Source organism: Agrobacterium sp. MS2, assembly GCF_003261015.1.
GTDB lineage: Bacteria > Pseudomonadota > Alphaproteobacteria > Rhizobiales > Rhizobiaceae > Agrobacterium > Agrobacterium pusense.
In genome coordinates, this window is record NZ_QLNF01000064.1 from 87,402 (window position 1) to 103,918 (window position 16,517).

The 16,517-nt window shown below is 60.3% G+C and carries 16 protein-coding genes and 1 pseudogene; 11 read left to right on the forward strand and 6 right to left on the reverse strand.

Going from position 1 to position 16,517, the window contains the following annotated elements:
* The 3 genes and pseudogenes from DOU54_RS28235 to DOU54_RS17435 all read left to right on the forward strand — a co-directional run.
* Positions 1–164: pseudogene (locus tag DOU54_RS28235) on the forward strand (F0F1 ATP synthase subunit B); the annotation flags it as partial.
* 1 nt (position 165) lies between these two features.
* Complete coding sequence (locus DOU54_RS17430) at positions 166–651, forward strand: F0F1 ATP synthase subunit B (RefSeq protein ID WP_004440269.1); 486 nt, start codon at positions 166–168, stop codon at positions 649–651.
* 314 nt (positions 652–965) lie between these two features.
* Complete coding sequence (locus tag DOU54_RS17435) at positions 966–1,949, forward strand: ribose-phosphate diphosphokinase (protein ID WP_004440272.1); 984 nt, start codon at positions 966–968, stop codon at positions 1,947–1,949.
* A 92-nt stretch (positions 1,950–2,041) separates the two neighbouring features.
* On the opposite strand, the gene rnhB is transcribed toward DOU54_RS17435, so the two are convergent.
* Both rnhB and DOU54_RS17445 read right to left on the reverse strand, forming a co-directional pair.
* Complete coding sequence (gene rnhB, locus DOU54_RS17440) at positions 2,042–2,695, reverse strand: ribonuclease HII (RefSeq protein ID WP_077986693.1); 654 nt, start codon at positions 2,693–2,695, stop codon at positions 2,042–2,044.
* A gap of 443 nt (positions 2,696–3,138) precedes the next feature.
* Positions 3,139–4,296: a PA0069 family radical SAM protein gene (locus DOU54_RS17445; protein WP_162749565.1), complete on the reverse strand. Its 1,158-nt coding sequence runs from the start codon at positions 4,294–4,296 to the stop codon at positions 3,139–3,141.
* Positions 4,297–4,580: 284 nt separating this feature from the next.
* On the opposite strand from DOU54_RS17445, the gene DOU54_RS17450 reads away from it, so the two are divergent.
* The gene (locus DOU54_RS17450) at positions 4,581–5,099 is read left to right on the forward strand and encodes a hypothetical protein (protein WP_004440279.1); all 519 of its coding nucleotides are present in this window, start codon (positions 4,581–4,583) and stop codon (positions 5,097–5,099) included.
* A gap of 11 nt (positions 5,100–5,110) precedes the next feature.
* On the opposite strand, the gene DOU54_RS17455 is transcribed toward DOU54_RS17450, so the two are convergent.
* The 3 genes from DOU54_RS17455 to DOU54_RS17465 form a co-directional block, all read right to left on the reverse strand.
* Positions 5,111–6,538, reverse strand: coding sequence for an FAD-binding oxidoreductase (locus DOU54_RS17455; RefSeq protein ID WP_022555711.1), 1,428 nt, complete (start codon positions 6,536–6,538; stop codon positions 5,111–5,113).
* A gap of 48 nt (positions 6,539–6,586) precedes the next feature.
* A complete protein-coding gene (locus DOU54_RS17460; RefSeq protein ID WP_113381020.1) occupies positions 6,587–7,564 on the reverse strand; it encodes an L-threonylcarbamoyladenylate synthase in 978 nt (325 codons plus the stop codon).
* Positions 7,565–7,707: 143 nt separating this feature from the next.
* Positions 7,708–8,316, reverse strand: coding sequence for a DUF6656 family protein (locus tag DOU54_RS17465; protein ID WP_004440288.1), 609 nt, complete (start codon positions 8,314–8,316; stop codon positions 7,708–7,710).
* Between the two features lie 330 nt (positions 8,317–8,646).
* Here DOU54_RS17465 and DOU54_RS17470 point away from each other — a divergent pair, with 330 nt between their 5' ends.
* From DOU54_RS17470 to DOU54_RS17485, 4 genes are all read left to right on the forward strand, one after another.
* Entirely contained in the window at positions 8,647–9,891 is a 1,245-nt protein-coding gene (locus DOU54_RS17470; RefSeq protein ID WP_006699899.1) for an aromatic ring-hydroxylating oxygenase subunit alpha, read from the forward strand.
* 8 nt (positions 9,892–9,899) lie between these two features.
* A complete protein-coding gene (locus DOU54_RS17475) occupies positions 9,900–10,973 on the forward strand; it encodes an FAD-binding oxidoreductase (RefSeq protein WP_004440293.1) in 1,074 nt (357 codons plus the stop codon).
* Between the two features lie 178 nt (positions 10,974–11,151).
* Positions 11,152–11,616, forward strand: a complete 465-nt coding sequence (locus DOU54_RS17480; protein ID WP_004440296.1) for a BA14K family protein — start codon at positions 11,152–11,154, stop codon at positions 11,614–11,616.
* 213 nt (positions 11,617–11,829) lie between these two features.
* Positions 11,830–12,345 carry a BA14K family protein gene (locus tag DOU54_RS17485; RefSeq protein ID WP_113381002.1) on the forward strand — a complete coding sequence of 172 codons (516 nt, stop codon included), beginning with the start codon at positions 11,830–11,832 and terminating at the stop codon, positions 12,343–12,345.
* A gap of 61 nt (positions 12,346–12,406) precedes the next feature.
* On the opposite strand, the gene DOU54_RS17490 is transcribed toward DOU54_RS17485, so the two are convergent.
* Positions 12,407–13,402 carry a transporter gene (locus DOU54_RS17490; RefSeq protein ID WP_004440300.1) on the reverse strand — a complete coding sequence of 332 codons (996 nt, stop codon included), beginning with the start codon at positions 13,400–13,402 and terminating at the stop codon, positions 12,407–12,409.
* A 221-nt stretch (positions 13,403–13,623) separates the two neighbouring features.
* Between DOU54_RS17490 and DOU54_RS17495 the strand changes: the two genes are divergently transcribed.
* The 3 genes from DOU54_RS17495 to DOU54_RS17505 form a co-directional block, all read left to right on the forward strand.
* Complete coding sequence (locus DOU54_RS17495; RefSeq protein ID WP_113381001.1) at positions 13,624–15,408, forward strand: acyl-CoA dehydrogenase family protein; 1,785 nt, start codon at positions 13,624–13,626, stop codon at positions 15,406–15,408.
* Between the two features lie 10 nt (positions 15,409–15,418).
* Complete coding sequence (locus DOU54_RS17500; protein WP_113381000.1) at positions 15,419–16,177, forward strand: crotonase/enoyl-CoA hydratase family protein; 759 nt, start codon at positions 15,419–15,421, stop codon at positions 16,175–16,177.
* A gap of 89 nt (positions 16,178–16,266) precedes the next feature.
* The coding region (locus DOU54_RS17505) for a hypothetical protein (RefSeq protein WP_286079933.1) at positions 16,267–16,517 on the forward strand (251 nt) is incomplete at its 3' end.

Below are 16,517 nucleotides of genomic sequence, written 5' to 3' on the forward strand. Positions count from 1 at the left end.
CCGAGAAGCGCATTGCCGGCATCAAGGACCAGGCTTTCGCCGACGTCGGCGCCATCGCCGAGGAAACCGCGACCGCAATCGTCGACCAGCTGGTTGGCGCAAAGGTCAAGGACACGGACGTCAAGGCAGCGATTGCCGCCGCTTCGAACGTGAAGGGAGCCTGATATGGCATTTGATGCATCATTTTTCGCTCTCGTCGGTCTCGTTCTCTTCTTCGTCCTGATCGCTTACCTCAAGGTTCCGGGCATGCTCTCCAAGTCTCTGGACGAGCGCGCGCAGAACATTCAGGACGAACTGGCTGAAGCCAAGCGCCTGCGTGAAGAAGCCCAGCACCTGCTGGCCGAATATCAGCGTAAGCGCAAGGAAGCCGAAGCCGAAGCCGCCGGCATCGTTGCCGCCGCTGAACGCGAAGCCGCCGCATTGACGGAAGAAGCCAAGCAGAAGACGGAAGAATTCGTCGCCCGCCGCACGGCCCTTTCGGAACAGAAGATCAAGCAGGCCGAAGAAGACGCCATCGGCGCCGTCCGCGCCGCCGCCGTCGACATCGCCATTGCCGCTTCCGAGAAGCTGCTGGCCGAAAAGACGACGGCCGCCGCAAAGGCCAAGCTTTTCACCGCCACGATCGGCGAAGTGAAGTCGAAACTGAACTGAGATTTATCTCGGTATTGTTCAAAACCCCTCCGGCCCCGCCGCGAGGGGTTTTTTGTTTGAGATGGTGAAGCTGGTTAGGATTGGGTGCCGCCTGCACTACGAAAATGCGGCATTCGCTAACAGGCATTTCTCTTAGGGTGGCGGTAACTGGCTGCAATGTTTTTGATGCAGATTGCTCATCGCTTTGCTCCAATACTTGGCATGGTTTGGACGCACCGAAAGCATCGGAAGGCCCTTAGCAAACACTGCCCGCAAAGGGTTGACTATGACAGAGGCAACTATCATAAGCCGGACAGTTAAGGGGAGAGTTCTCGTTGAACCAGATAGCCATCTTCAGCGGTAGTGCGCATCCCGAACTTGCGAAGGAAATTTGTTCCCACCTCGGCGTGCCGTTGCATCCGGTGCGCACTAAGCGCTTCTCCAACGATTGCCTTGAGGTCCAGCTGCAGGCAAACTGCCGGGAGCAAGATGTCTTTATCGTCCAACCGCTCAGTGCGCCTGTGCAGGAAAACCTGATCGAGCTGCTCTTGATGCTCGATGCGGCGCGTGGTGCGTCGGCCTCACGCATCACCGCAGTCATTCCGCACTTTTCCTATGCTCGCTCCGACAAGAAAGATGCGCCGAGGATCTCCATCGGCGGTCGGCTGGTCGCAGATCTCCTAGTTACGGCAGGTGCCAGCCGCGTGCTCACCATGACGCTGCATTCCCCCCAGGTCCACGGCTTTTTCAGCGTGCCTGTTGATCAGCTCCACGCCTTGGGCGAGCTCGCCAATTATTTCTTCCGTTATGATCTCAGCCGGGCCGTCGTCGTTTCCCCCGACCTTGGCAATGCCAAGAACGCGGCCGCCTTTGCAAAGCGGCTGAATGTGCCTGTCGCGGCCGGCGCCAAAGAACGGGTGAGCGATACCCAAGTGCGCATCTCGGCGCTGATCGGCGATATCCGAAATCGCGACGTCATTGTGCTCGATGACGAGATCGCCAGCGGTGGCTCCATTCTTGAGCTGCTCCAACATCTGCGGGCCCACGGCGCACGCACCATCCGGATCGCCACCACGCACGGAATTCTCGCTGGCTCTGCAGTTGCCCGGCTTGCCGCGGAACCGGACGTGCTTGAGATCGTGTGCACCAACACGGTGCCCATCGCTGCCGAAAAGCGCCTTCCCAAGCTTACCGTGTTGTCTGTCGCACCGGCTCTCGCCGAAGCAATGCGCCGGATTAATTCGGGGGATTCCGTTAGCGCGCTTCTGGCCGAGGACATTGCTCCGGCCCAAGTGATCACCGCGTCTCAAAGCAAATGAAGTGAGCATTTCTTTGGACTGCCGGACTAGAGATGTCCTCAGGTGGCGCCGCCGTCAAGTCCGCGCTGCGGCTAGAACTTCACCATTTGTCATCAATCCCGCTTCAGTGGCCGAAAGCTCATCCTGTGCAGCGCGCAAGGCCCGTGGCTTTCGATGGCGCGCAGGTGGGCCGGTGTGCCGTAACCGGCATGCCCTTCGAAGCCATAGGATGAATGCACGACACCCGCACGTTCCATCATCCGGTCGCGGGTCACCTTGGCGACGATTGAGGCGGCGGCGATGGAGAGGGAGCGGGAATCGCCCTTGATGACGGCCTTGGCTTCGCAGGTGATGCCTGGCGGCCTGTCGCGGCCGTCGGCCAGTACGAGGGCGGGGGAAATTTCGAGGCCGAGGACTGCGCGGCGCATGGCGTCCAGGCTGGCGCGCAGGATATTCATCGTGTCGATCAGGCCCGGGCCGGAGGAGGCGACCGATACGATCGAGGTTTCCATGATCTGGACGAACAGGCTCTCGCGCTTCTGCTTCGTCAGTTTCTTGGAATCATCCATTCCGTCAGGAATATTGTCCGGATCGAGAATGACGGCGGCCGCAACCACAGGGCCGGCGAGCGGGCCACGCCCTGCCTCGTCCGTGCCGGCGACCGGCCAGAGGCCCCTCTTTCGCGCTTCCAGCTCGAACGAGAAATCCGGGCCAGTATCGGCAAGATCAAAAAGGGCAGGAGAATCGGGTGTGGCCGTGCGTTTCATGCGGCGAAACTGGCACACACACCCGATCTCCTGCAAGCCCCCGGAAGCGGGCGATGACAGGCACGATGAGCCGGGGTCAAGGGGCGTGGCTCACCGTGCCCAAGGTCGTCATGACCTTTTATCCTCCAGCAGGGCGGCGGAGGAAAAACGATCGCACGCGAGGCGGCGGTTCCAGGGGCGATGTCCGGCGGGCCAGGGAAAACCAGCCGGGCATTTCGTCGAGAGCAACACGATGAGACGATTGCTCCTGTCATTTGAATTCCGTTTATTAAAAGCTCACAGCACCTCGTATTGTCGGCGCGTCATCCCCCCATGCTCGATGTCCTCTCGGGCTTGACCCGAGATCCTGTCGCGCTCGGTTCACGTTCCAGGGTCGAGCCCGAGGGTAGCGTCTGGTTCATCACGGGCATTCGTTACCTTCAGTCACTTTCACCATGCGGCTCTCAAAGCAGAGACAATTGCACCCCGGCACCGCCCGGAGGCACGAACAGGTCGTCGCGCAGGTTGATGCCGCGGCGGATGAGACCAAGTCTTTTGGTCGCCATCTCGAATCGCCTGCCGATCTGCCAGGCATAAGGGCCATCACCCTTCATGCGCTTGCCGAACTCCGCGTCATAATCCTTGCCGTCGCGCATGGAGCGCACCAGCGACATGACATGACGGTAACGGTCCGGATAGTTGCGCAGCAGCCAGTCGCGGAACAGCGGGCTTACCTCCAGCGGCAGCCGCAAAAGCACATAGGAAGCCTCGGTCGCGCCAGCAGCCTTGCCGGCCTCAAGAATGCGCTCGATTTCATGATCGTTAAGCGCCGGGATGACGGGTGCCATCATCACCGCCACCGGAATTCCGGCATCCGTCAGCGCCTTGACGGCCTCCAGCCGCTTCTCCGGCGTGGCGGCGCGCGGCTCCATCGTGCGCGAAAGCTTGCGATCCAGCGACGTGACGGAAATGCCGACCTTGACGAGCCCCTTTTTTGCCATTGGCGCGAGAATATCAATATCCCGCTTGATCAGCGCCGATTTGGTGACGATGGCGACGGGATGATCAGCCTTGGCCAGCACTTCCAGTATCTGCCGCATGATGCGCCATTCGCGCTCAATCGGCTGGTAAGGGTCGGTATTGGTGCCGATGGCGATTACCCGCGCCTTGTAGCCGGGTTTCGCCAGTTCCCGTTCCAGAAGCTTGGCAGAATCAGGCTTGGCAAACAGCTTGGCCTCGAAATCAAGTCCGGCCGAAAGGCCCATGTAGCTGTGAGTGGGCCTGGCAAAACAGTAAATGCAGCCATGTTCGCAGCCCCTGTAGGGATTGATGGAACGATCGAAGGGGATATCGGGCGATTCATTGCGGGTGATGATGCTGCGTGGCTTTTCCACCTGCACCTCGGTGCGGAATTCCGGCATCTCTTCCAGCGTCTGCCAGCCATCGTCGAAGACCTCACGCTGCAAGGCTTCGAAACGTCCATCGGGATTGAGCCCCGCACCGCGGCCGCGGCGACGGTCAATCTCGATGCGCAGGCCGGATGCATCGGCCAGCGCATTGGCAATGTCAGGCATATGGCTCGGCTGGAAGGCAGCCTGCCCCGAAAGCGAATGATTTCTCATCTGGATGCTCCTAAGACGTCGCACGCCTTTCGAGGTACGCTGAACGCCCTAAACCGTTTCCATCCGGAGAGGCCTCATCGCCCCTCGAATGATTAAATTCCTACATCACGAATGAGAACATTACAAGAACAAAATTGTAAATTTGGCTCCTTTTATACTGCCGGGGCCAGCGCCAGGACGGGCACGCCGGCACCTGAGAGCGCGGAAAGCGACATCAACCCCCGCGGATTTTACCGCGACGAGCATGGTGGCAATTTATTGTGCGATGCGTTAGAGCTATGCACATGTTGACAGTCATAATGGAATGCCGGGATCAGGAGCCGGAACTGGCGCATACGCTGTCTGCGCTTGTCACCGGTGCCGTGGAAGGGCTTGTAAGCGATGTTGTGATTCTGGATCACGGTTCGCGCGATGGATCGTCGCGTGTGGCCGATGCGGCCGGCTGCCGTTTTTATGGGCAATGGGAACTGGAGGATATCGTCAAGTCCGCGCGTGGCGGCTGGTTGCTGCTGATCGAGCCGGGCGCACGCCCGCAGGCAGGCTGGATCGATGAAATCCTGGAATATGTCGCGATCTGCGAACAGCCAGCGCGCTTTTCCCCATCACGTTATCACCGGCGGAATGTCTTCAGCCGTGTCCTGCGCCGCACCCCGCCGCTGGAGCATGGTTATCTCCTGCCGAAGAAGCACGCGATGTCGATTGCGAAATCGGGCATGAGCCTGACGCAATTTGTCGGCGCGCAGAAGCCGCGCCGGCTGAATGCGGAAATGGTGCCCGCCTGGGCATTGCGGGCTTCGGCCTGAGGCGGAAAGGGTTATTCCGCCAGCACCTTGCCGGGGTTCATGATTCCGGCGGGATCGAATGCGTGCTTGATGCGCCGCATCAGCTCCATTTCGATGCCGGGCCGGATGGCGGCCAGTTCGTCGCGCTTTAACTGGCCAATGCCGTGTTCGGCGGAAATCGAACCGCCCAGCGACAGCACGATGCCGTGCACGATTTCGTTCATGTCCCGCCAGCGGGCGAGGAATTGCGCCTTGTCCGCCCCCACCGGCTGGGAAATATTGTAATGGATGTTGCCGTCGCCCAGATGGCCGAAGGCGCAGACACGGGCGCCCGGGATGGCAGCAAGAACCGCCTTTTCCGCCGTCGCCATAAACTCCGGTATTCTGGAAACCGGGACGGAGACATCGTGCTTGATGGAGCCGCCCTCCGGCTTCTGCGCATCCGACATGCTCTCGCGCATGTGCCACAGTGCCTGACGCTGGGCTTCGGAGGCGGCGATCACGGCATCCTCGACCAGTCCGGCCTCAAAACCACGCTCCAGCAGCAATTGCATCATCGTATCCGCCGTCTCGGCCGAATCGGAGGTGGAGATGTCGATGAGTGCGTACCAGTCATGGGGCTGTTCCAGGGGATCGCGCACGCCGGGAATATGTCTGGCGGTAAACTCCACGCCAATCCGTGGCATGAGCTCGAAGCCGGTCAGCGCCGTGCCGCAGAGGTTTGACGCCATCTCGAACAGCTTCAGCGCATCTTCGGTTGAGGTCAGCCCGGCGAAGGCCACCTGATGGCCGAGTGGCTTCGGGAAAAGCTTCAGCACCGCGCCGGTGATGATGCCGAGCGTGCCTTCGGAGCCGATGAAGAGATCACGCAGATCGTAACCGGTATTGTCCTTTTTCAGCCGGCGCAGCCCGTTCCAGATCTCGCCTGTCGGCAACACCACTTCGAGCCCGAGGCAGAGCTGGCGCATATTGCCATAAGCAAGCACTGCGGTGCCGCCGGCATTGGTGGCGAGATTGCCGCCGATGCGGCAGGACCCCTGAGAGCCGAGCGACAGCGGAAACATGCGTTCAACCGAATCGGCGGCTTTATGGATGTCATCGAGAATGCAGCCGGCATCGGCAACGATGATATTGGCGACGGGATCAATATCGCGAATGCGGTTCATGCGCTCCAGCGAAAGAATGATGTCAGTTCCCCCGGCGCGGGGCGTTTGCCCGCCGACAAGGCCGGTATTGCCCGTCTGCGGCACGATTGGGGTACCCGTCTCGCTGGCGAACTTCAGGATGGCCGATACTTCCTCGACCGATCCGGGTTTGAGGAGCAATGGCGAAGCGCCACGATAAAGCCCGCGATTTTCCACCAGCCGCGGCGCCATCTCTGCCGCATCGCGCACCGCATTCCTGTCTCCGACAATGGCGGTAAAGCGGTCGAGGATGTCGGAGGAGGGGACGGTTGTCATCAGGCGTCTCTCTGTCATTTGAAACGGTGGGCGAATGGTCGGCGGGCCTCAGCTCCGCGGTGCGGCGGCGCGGGAAAGGCGGTCATTGATCGCCTCTCCAAGACCGTGAGTGGGAATGCTGGTGATGGCGATGCTGTCTGCGCCGCTTGCATCGGCGGCCTTGAGGTAATCGAACAGGTTGGCGGCGGCCTCGGAAAGATCGCCGGAGGGGCTGAGATCGAAAACGGCGCGGGCGGTCTCTTCACCCGAAACCGGGATGCCTTCGAACCGGATCAACGCTTCGCCAGGCGAAACCGATGTGGCGTTGAGGCGCACGGCGGCGCCGGGGGCATAATGCGAAGCGAGCATGCCTGGCGCCTCGATGGCCGCCGACGCTTTTTCAGAACGTTCAAGCCGCTTGCTCGCAACACGCTCTATTTCGGCCGTGACGACGCCGCCAGGACGAAGCAGACGCACCCTTCCATCTTCTTCCACCTTGACGATGGTGGATTCGACGCCGACCGAAGCCGCCCCGCCGTCGAGAATGAGGTTGATTTTCTGACCGAGATCGGCCTCCACATGGGCGGCGCTTGTCGGGCTGATCTTGCCGGAACTATTGGCGCTGGGGGCTGCGAGCGGTTTGCCGAACCGGCGGATAAGATCGCCGGCAAAACCTTGTGGTACGCGAATGCCGACCGTATCGAGCCCGGCCGTCGCCAGCGCATGAATATCGCTTGCCGGTTTCAGCGGCAGCACCAGTGTCAGCGGGCCGGGCCAGAAGGCCTCTGCAAGATCAAGCGATATGGGATCGAAGATGGCGTAACGTTCCGCCATGGCGATATCTGCCATGTGGCAGATCAACGGGTTGAATTGCGGCCGGCCTTTGGTCTCGTAGATACGGGCAATGGCTGCAGGGTTGGTGGCATCGGCGGCAAGGCCGTAGACGGTTTCCGTCGGCAGGGCGATCGGCTGGCCGGCGGCAAGCTCCGTGACGGCTGCTTGAAGGGCGGTTTCCCGCTCGTTTTCAATATGGATATGACGCGCCATGATGCTGCCTTTCAGGGCGGTCAATAGCGTATTTCCGGGCAGAATGGAAAGCGCTAATGCACATTGTCCGAAACTGGTCGTCAGTTTCGGGAGAACGACATGCCTAAGAAAGAAAGATGAAGTCCCTGGGGGCTTTGTCGCTGCTATATCGCCTTGATGATCCTGCGCATCTCCTCCGAGCGCGCGCCGAGCATGAGGACGTTTTTCAGCGCCACGCGCGGATCGTGGGTCTGGAACAGCAGGCCGCCGCGATGAACGGATGTATCGACGGCGATTTCCTGATCGGGAAGGGCGTTGATGGCGACAGCGAAATACATCCGCGAATAACGCGCATCGATATTTTCGAAGAAGTTTTCGGCACCGCTCAGTTCCGCGAAGAAGTTCGCGAAATAGAAGGACCATAGCACATGACGCTCTGCATCAAAGCTGGTCGTCGCCGCCGTGACGTGGCAATAACCCAGATGCGGCCGGTCATTCAGCAGATGGTGAAAAACCATCTTCGGAAAACGGATGGACTGGTGAAAACCGTTCAGGCGGCTGTGGGTGGCATCGGCGGCAGCTTCCAGCTTTCGCCCGGTCAGCGCAGCCACTTCGTCATGGCTGTAGTAGACGCGTTCTTTCGGCAGCCACCGCTCTTCGTAACGGCTGATGCGCCCTGTCCGCAAAAAATCGGAATGCGCGGTCTTCGAGCGTATCGGTGTAACCGAATGCCTGCTCGCATCGAAATAGCGTATGCGTGTCGCCTTCTCCACCGGGAACACCCTCGTTGCTGTCGATCCGGTAAGATAATTTAGGGTGCGTTAATACTCCGTTGCGCTGCAGCCCCTGTTTTTTGATGGGTGGGCAGTGGCTGCGCCATCATTCGTCATATTGCGACGTCGTTGCAGGCGGTAAATAGTTGCCGGATTTTGCAGTGGAATGGCCTGAAGACGCCGTTTGGACATGTCGCAATTTGTCGCCAATGCGGAAGCCGATGTCGCTGTCTGTGCTGCCGCAAATGACGGCCGATGATTAGATGAGGACATGCTTCCGCAGCCCCCGCAAATGGTGTCGGGCAGGGCGGTTTGATCGAGGATTTGGCCATGGAATTGCGTGATACCGTATTGCGCCAGCTGAAAAACCGCCGCGAAGGTTTTAGCCTGGAACAGCCCTTCTACACGGACCCGGATTACTTCAAGCTGGATATGGAAACCATCTGGTATCGCGACTGGCTGTTTGTCGGCCATGATTGTGAGGTACAGAAGTCCGGCAGCTATTTCACCGTGCAGGTCGGCGCCTATTCGGTCGTCATCGTTCGTGGCCGCGACGGGCAAATCCGCGCGTTCCACAATTCCTGCCGCCATCGCGGCTCCCGCGTCTGCACCACGCAGAAGGGCCAGTCGGCGCGTCTGGTCTGTCCCTATCACCAGTGGACCTACGATCTTGACGGCAAGCTGCTTTTTGCCCGCCACATGGGCGAGGAGTTCGACAAGGGTGATTTCGGCCTGAAGCCTGTCGCCTGCGAAACCGTCGCTGGCTACGTCTTCATCTGCCTCGCCGATCAGCCGGCGGATTTTGAGCCCATGCGCGCCGAAGTGGAGAGCTACATGGCGCCGCACCGCATATGGGAAGCCAAGGTCGCGCATGAGAGCACCATCATCGAAAAGGGTAACTGGAAGCTCGTCTGGGAAAACAACCGCGAGTGCTACCATTGCGCCGCCAACCATCCGGAACTCTGCCGTACCTATCCCGAAAACCCGAGCGTGACGGGAACGGATGGAGGGGCAAGCGACCCCGAGATCGGCGGCCACTGGGCACGCTGCGAAGCAGCCGGCCTGCCCAGCCGTTTCAAGATTGACCCGAAGGGCCAGTTCCGCGTGGCGCGCATGCCGCTGATCGGCGAAGCGGAAAGCTACACAATGTCGGGAAAACGCGCCGTGCGCCGGCCGCTGTCGGACGATGTCAGCATCAGCCATATCGGCGCGCTGCTCCTGTTCCATTACCCGACGACCTGGAACCACTTCCTCGGCGACCACACCATCTCCTTCCGCGTGCTGCCGCTCAGCGCCAACGAGACGATGGTTACCACCAAATGGCTGGTGCACAAGGATGCGGTGGAGGGCGTGGATTACGATCTTGAGGATCTCACCCATGTCTGGAACGAAACCAACGATCAGGACCGCCGCATCGTCGAGGAAAATGCCTTCGGCATCCGGTCGCCCGCTTATGAGCCCGGCCCTTACTCCATGGAGGACGAGGGCGGCGTGATGCAGTTCGTCAACTGGTACGCCGATTTCATGATCGACCGGCTGTCCGGCGACAAGGCCCGGCTTTCGGCTGTAGCGTGAAGATGAACATGGTCGTGACATATAAGCATATTGACGAGATGAAGCCGTGGAGTGACAAGCTCCAGCTGCTGGAATGTATTTCGGTAACCCCCGAAACACAGGATGTGATGACGTTCCTGTTCCGCTCCGAGGATCAGAACTGGTTCCGTTATCTGCCGGGCCAGTTCGTCACGCTGGAACTGCCGGTGGGCAAGGAGCCGCTTTACCGCACCTACACATTGTCCTCCAGCCCGTCGCGGCCCTATTCGCTGTCGGTCACGGTCAAGGCGCAGGCCAACAGTATCGGCACGCGCTGGATGTTCGACAATCTGAAGCCCGGCATGAAGATCCGGGCGCTTGGTCCGCTCGGCGATTTTTCCTACGTCAAGCATCCCGGGGACAAGTATCTCTTCATCTCCGCGGGCTCCGGCGTCACGCCGATGATGTCGATGGTGCGCGACATGAGCGACCGCGCCCCGCAAAGCGACATTGCCTTCATCAATTGCTCGCGTACACCCGGCGATATTGTCTTCCGTCACGAGCTGGAATATCTCGCCCGCTTCATGCCGAACCTGTCGCTCGGCTTCATTGTCGAGAAATGTGGACGCACCGATCTGTGGTCCGGCCTGAAGGGCATGGTCGACAAGGCCAAGATCGCGCTGCTCGCCCATGACTTCATGGAGCGTACCGTCTTCTGCTGCGGGCCGGAGCCGTTCATGGCCGCCGTCCGCTCCATGCTTGAAGCCTCCGGCTTCGACATGGGCCGTTACCATCAGGAAAGCTTCTCGCCTGCTGCTCCCGTCGCCGTCGGCGAGAGTGTTCTCACCGATGATGGCGAAGCGTTGTCGATGGTGGGTTTTACCCTTTCCGGGAAAGAAATGCCCTGCCAGCCCGGGCAGACCGTTCTGATGACGGCGCGTGCAGCCGGTGTGCGGATCGGCGCAGCCTGTGAATCCGGCATCTGCGGGACTTGCCGGGTCTTGAAACTTTCCGGCGAGGTGGAGATGAACCACAATGGTGGCATTCTCGATGAGGAAATCGAGGAGGGCTATATTCTCGCCTGCTGCTCGCGGCCTTTGACCGATGTCAAGGTGGAGGCATGATGCCGGCAGGCGTTTGAGGCTTTCCTTCCATTACCATTGTCTGGAACCAAATTTCCGTAAATTCGTTTGCACGTCATCCAATTCTTCTCGGGCATGAAGCGGGGCTGACCCTAATCTCCGAAAAGAGTGAGTGGGTGAAAAGCGTGGGTCAACGCGCTGAAGCAAACGGAGGAAGATCATGATAAATTTCCGGACAACGAGTGTCGCCACGGCCCTCGTCGTGTTCCTGACCAGCTTTACGCCGTCGCAGGCGTTCCAGGTTCCTGTGCCGATTCAGAAGCCGGCGGTGTCCACCGACAATGTCGTGCAGGTGCAATATCGCGAATGGGACCGTCGACATGATCGCCGTCACGGCGACCGCATGTATCGCCCTCGCCCGCCGCGTGACGGCTATTATAATGGCCACCGTGGTTACCGTGACCGCCGTCCGGGTTACCGTTATCATAACGGCTACTGGTTCCCGCTTGCCGCTTTCGCCACCGGCGCCATCATCGGCGGCGCGATTCAGCAACCCCGTCCGGCCTATGGCGGCAGCCATGTATCCTGGTGTCAGAATCGCTGGCGCTCGTATCGTGCTTACGACAACACCTACCAGCCCAACAGCGGTCCGCGCCGCATTTGCGTGTCGCCTTACAGCCGCTAATCGCACAAGCAGAAGCCCGGTCTTTACCGGGCTTTTGTCTGGCCCTGAAACGCCGTGGTTTTGATAAACGAAGCGTGATCGGACCGTTAATCGTAGGTTCAGCCACACGTCCCTAGGCTGAGAAGCATACGACACCGCCCGGACAAAGGCGGAATAGAACAACAGAAATTCACGTCTTACGGCCTGTCGACCGTCGTGAATGGAGGAAGTCAGATGAAAAGCTATGTGAAGAATATCCTGGCTGTCGGTCTTTCTGCAATCGTGGTTGCAGGAGCGATTGTTCCGGCCGAAGCCGCCATGCCCCTGCCTGTAGCGCCGAAGAGCGTTGAGACCTCGGGCAACGATGCCAGCAAGAATATCGTGAACGTGCAATATTGGCGTGACCGTGACGGCTGGGGCGATCGTCGCGGCTGGTATCGCGGTCACCGCGGTTACCGCGATTATCGTCCGGGTTACCGCCACCATGACGGTTACTGGTTCCCGCTCGCAGCATTTGCAACGGGCGCAATCATCGGCGGCGCTCTTTCGCAGCCGCGCGAAGTCTACCGTCAGGTGCCGGAATATCGCCCGCGCCCGGTCTATCGTGAGTATCGTCCGGTCCGCCGTGGCGGCATGAGCCAGGCGCATGTGAACTGGTGCTATGGCCGCTATCGCTCCTACGACGCCTATAGCAACACGTTCCAGCCGTATAACGGTCCGCGCCAGACCTGCTATTCGCCCTACGGCTGATAGGTTGGCCAAGACCGGGATTTACAGAGCCGTCCGGTTTCGACCGGGCGGCTTTTTGCTGTCAGAGGATACGCGCGCGTTTCAACACGAACCAGGCGAGCACGACCGAGATGACGATGAAGATGCTGGCCGCCATGGTGCCACCGGTCCCGACCGTAAACGGCAGCTCATCCGTGTTCATGCCAAAAAAGCCGGTTACCAGCGACGGCGGCAGAAGGAACGCCGTCATCAGCGACAGTATATAGAGATGCCGGTTGGTTTCAGACGAGAGTTTTGAATCGATTTCTTCGTGAAGCAGCCTTGCGCGCTCCTGCAGGGCATAGACGTCATGATCGACAGCCTCGAGGCGCCCCATCAGCCGTGAGGCGACATCCTCGAAACCGTCAGGCATCTCGTCGTCATCCGCGGCCGAAGCCCGCCGCATCAGGGTGAGGACGGTGCGTAAATGCCGGTGCAGGCGCACCACCGTGCGGCGCAGCGGTGCGAGGCGTCGCCTTTCGTCGCGGGTCTCGCTGTCATAGACCAGATCCTCGATGGCGTTCAGTTCTTCCGTCGTCTCCATGACCAGATTGATCAACGAGCGCTGGAATTCGGCGACAAGGCCTTCGAAGACGTGGGAAGGTGTGAGATAGCGGTTGGAGTTCTTGTCGACCGCCGCCTTTAGCCGGTCTACCGAATGCAGCGGCTGAAGGCGGGTGGTTATGATGAAACGGTCGCTCACCGCAAAATGCAGCCAGCCGAAATCGCGCGTTTCCTTGTCGAATTCCCGTTGGAAATCGACCAGGGTGCCGTAGAGCGATTTTTCGTCGACAACAATGGACGGATGCGTTTCGTGGGTGGTGAGGCTTGCCCGTGCTGCCGGATCGAGACCCTCAACCGTCTCCAGAAAACCCGCCACGCGCTGATCGGCGAGATTGAGATGCAGCCAGAAGAACCCGTCGCGTCCCGCCATCTCGTCAAAGCCGGCATCGGGCGCCAGCCTGCGGCATGGGGCCTTCCCGGGTTGAAATTGATAGGCCCACACGAGGCCGGGAATGGTGGGCGTTATGAGGTCCATCGTGGCAGTCCTGACCGGCGGGATGGGAGGAGAGGGGTGCCCGTCGCACCGGGAGGAGGCGAAAGGAGCGCGTCAGGGCACCGTCAACATGCTGATCAAATTCATATGACAGTTTTATAACAAGCCCGTCGAAATACCGGGAATTTTCAAATTGACGTTTACGTAAAAATCATTTAGCCCGAAGGCAGTAGCAGGATACAAGAGCTTCGGGAGGAGGCAGCATGTATAGCGCGCCGGTGGATGATATCGCCTTTACACTCAAACATGTAGCGGGTCTCGGAGACGCGCTTTCCAGGGGTGTGCTGGGAGATCTGAGTGAAGATCTCGTCGATGCCATTCTGGAGGAAGCCGGTCGTTTCGCCACCGGAGAGGTCGCGCCACTCGCCGAAATCGGGGACCGTCAGGGCGCAAAACTTGCCGATGGCAAGGTGACGACGCCCGATGGCTGGGCCGATCTTTACCGTCGCTGGGCGGCGGCGGGCTGGAACAGCCTGACTGCCCCGGAAGAATTCGGCGGTCAGAACCTGCCGCATATGCTGAATGTTGCAGCGCTCGAAATGTGGAATTCCGGCTCCATGGCCTTCGCGCTGGCGCCGACGCTGACAATGGGCGCGGTGGAAGCCATCGTTGCCCACGGCAGCAACGATCTCAAGCGAACCTACCTGCCGAAACTCGTCTCCGGCGAATGGACGGGCACGATGAACCTGACCGAGCCGCATGCGGGTTCCGATCTTGGTGTCCTGAAGACCCGGGCGGAGCGCAATGGTGACGGCACCTACCGCATCTTCGGCCAGAAGATTTTCATCACCTGGGGTGAACACGACGCGGCTGATAATATCATCCACCTCGTTCTCGCCCGTCTTCCGGATGCGCCGGCGGGAACGCGTGGCATTTCGCTGTTCCTCGTGCCAAAATTCCTGCCCGATGAAAACGGCGCGCCGGGCAACCGCAACGATCTTTTCTGCCACTCTCTCGAACACAAGCTCGGTATTCACGGTTCGCCCACCTGCACCATGATCTTCGGTGACGGCAAATTTGGTGACGAAAAGGGTGCGCTCGGCTGGCTGGTCGGCGAGGAGAACAAGGGCCTCGCCTGCATGTTCACCATGATGAACAACGCCCGCCTTGCCGTTGGCATGCAGGGCGTGGCGATCTGTGAGGCGGCGACCCAGAAGGCGATCGAATACGCGAGGGAACGCACGCAGGGCAAGGCGCCCGGCTGGCAGGGTCCGGGCATGAGCCCGATCATCGAACATCCTGATATCGTGAGAACCCTTCTGACAATGAAGGCGCTGACGCAAGGATCACGGGCGATTTCCTTCAGCTGCGCGCACGCCATCGACATGGCGCATGCGACTGAAGACGCCCGGCAGCGCGCTCACTGGCAGGAGCGCGCTGCCCTTCTGACACCGATCGCCAAGTCCTTTTCCACCGATGCCGGTGTCGATGTCGCATCCATGGGCATTCAGGTGCATGGCGGCATGGGCTTCATCGAGGAAACCGGCGCGGCGCGTTATCTGCGTGATGCCCGCATCGCGCCGATCTACGAGGGCACCAACGGCATTCAGGCCATCGATCTGGTCCTGCGCAAGTTGCCGCTCTCCGAGGGCGCGCAGGTCCGCGGTTTCATCGCCGAACTGCGTGAGATCGCCGCCCGCACGGCTGCATCGAACCGTGACGATCTCGGAGAGACCGCCCGTTATCTCGATGCCAGCCTCACCGATCTGGAAACGGCAACCGACTGGCTGCTCTCCCGCATCAAGGCGGGCGAAACCGAGATGGCACTTGCGGGCGCCACGCCCTATCAGCGTCTCTTCGGTCTGGCCTTGACGGGCGCTTATCTCGCCAAGGGCGCATTGGTCTCTGTCGATGATGGCAGGGGCGGGCATCGTGCCGCGCTTTGCCGTTTCGCGGCGGAAAACCTGCTGGCGGAAACGGCGGCGCTGAAGGACCGCATTATGTCAGGCGCGGCAAGCCTTGCCGCCGCCCGTACTGTTTTGGCTTGAGGAGCTTCAGATGTCGGACGAACATATTCTTGTCGCGCGTATCGGCCATGCGCCTGACGTTCTGACCATCCGCTTCAACCGACCGGAAAAGAAAAACGCCATCACCGATGCCATGTATCTGCGCATGGCCGAGGCTTTGCACGCCGCCAATGCGAATCCGGACATCCGCGTCGTTGCTTTTCTCGGCACGGAAGGCTGCTTTTCCGCCGGCAACGACATGGCTGATTTTCTCGCCTTCGCCATGTCAGGTGGAAAGGGCAAGCTCGCCGCCCTCGAACTTCTGAAAGCGCTGGTCGCCTTCGAAAAACCGCTGGTATCCGGTGTCGATGGGCTCGCCATCGGCATCGGCACGACGCTGAACCTGCATTGCGACCTGACGGTCGCTTCCAGCCGCAGCCTGTTCAAGACACCCTTCGTGGATCTCGCATTGGTGCCGGAAGCGGCCTCCAGCCTGCTCGTGCCAAGGCTCATCGGCCACCAGCGCGCCTTTGCGCTGCTCGCGATGGGTGAGGGTTTTTCCGCCGAGCAGGCATTGCAGGCCGGGCTGATCTGGAAAGTCGTTGCCCCGGAACATGTCGAAGCCGAAACGCTGGCGCTTGCCACCCGCCTTGCCGCCAAACCGCAGCAGGCGCTGAAGATCGCTCGCGATCTGGTCCGCGGCAACCCGGCCGATATTCTCGCCCGCATCGAAGAGGAAGGTCGTCATTTCATCGCGCAGCTGCAAAGTGCCGAAGCGCGCGCCGCCTTCGAGGCATTCATGCGTCGTTAAGTGTGCGGGCAGGAATTCCTTGCGGTTAAGAAACCGGGCAATATGGCTTGGGTTAGATAACGCACCGTCATTGTCCGAAGGCCACCCACATGCGTCACTTCGTTTTCGCCCTGACTGTCTTCCTATCCGCCGCAACGATTGCTGAAGCGGCGGCGACAACACGCGCTCCAGCGGCTTCCACCAACGATGTCATTCTGGCGCAGTCGACGGACGACGATAGTCCGAACTTCTATTCCGGCAATAACCGCGACCGCCAGCGCCGCGCGCGTTTCGTCTGCGTCATCACCCCCCCCCCGGACAGCGCCAACCGCCGCCGGCCCTATATCTGCCCGCTGGAGCG

Excerpts from the sequence above, each read along its gene's own strand:
- DOU54_RS17430 (WP_004440269.1), top strand. The coding sequence starts at position 166 with ATGGCATTTGATGCATCATTTTTCGCTCTCGTCGGTCTCGTTCTCTTC.
- rnhB (WP_077986693.1), bottom strand. The coding sequence starts at position 2,695 with ATGAAACGCACGGCCACACCCGATTCTCCTGCCCTTTTTGATCTTGCC.
- DOU54_RS17445 (WP_162749565.1), bottom strand. The coding sequence starts at position 4,296 with ATGAGAAATCATTCGCTTTCGGGGCAGGCTGCCTTCCAGCCGAGCCAT.
- DOU54_RS17450 (WP_004440279.1), top strand. The coding sequence starts at position 4,581 with ATGTTGACAGTCATAATGGAATGCCGGGATCAGGAGCCGGAACTGGCG.
- DOU54_RS17455 (WP_022555711.1), bottom strand. The coding sequence starts at position 6,538 with ATGACAACCGTCCCCTCCTCCGACATCCTCGACCGCTTTACCGCCATT.
- DOU54_RS17460 (WP_113381020.1), bottom strand. The coding sequence starts at position 7,564 with ATGGCGCGTCATATCCATATTGAAAACGAGCGGGAAACCGCCCTTCAA.
- DOU54_RS17470 (WP_006699899.1), top strand. The coding sequence starts at position 8,647 with ATGGAATTGCGTGATACCGTATTGCGCCAGCTGAAAAACCGCCGCGAA.
- DOU54_RS17475 (WP_004440293.1), top strand. The coding sequence starts at position 9,900 with ATGGTCGTGACATATAAGCATATTGACGAGATGAAGCCGTGGAGTGAC.
- DOU54_RS17480 (WP_004440296.1), top strand. The coding sequence starts at position 11,152 with ATGATAAATTTCCGGACAACGAGTGTCGCCACGGCCCTCGTCGTGTTC.
- DOU54_RS17485 (WP_113381002.1), top strand. The coding sequence starts at position 11,830 with ATGAAAAGCTATGTGAAGAATATCCTGGCTGTCGGTCTTTCTGCAATC.
- DOU54_RS17490 (WP_004440300.1), bottom strand. The coding sequence starts at position 13,402 with ATGGACCTCATAACGCCCACCATTCCCGGCCTCGTGTGGGCCTATCAA.
- DOU54_RS17495 (WP_113381001.1), top strand. The coding sequence starts at position 13,624 with ATGTATAGCGCGCCGGTGGATGATATCGCCTTTACACTCAAACATGTA.
- DOU54_RS17500 (WP_113381000.1), top strand. The coding sequence starts at position 15,419 with ATGTCGGACGAACATATTCTTGTCGCGCGTATCGGCCATGCGCCTGAC.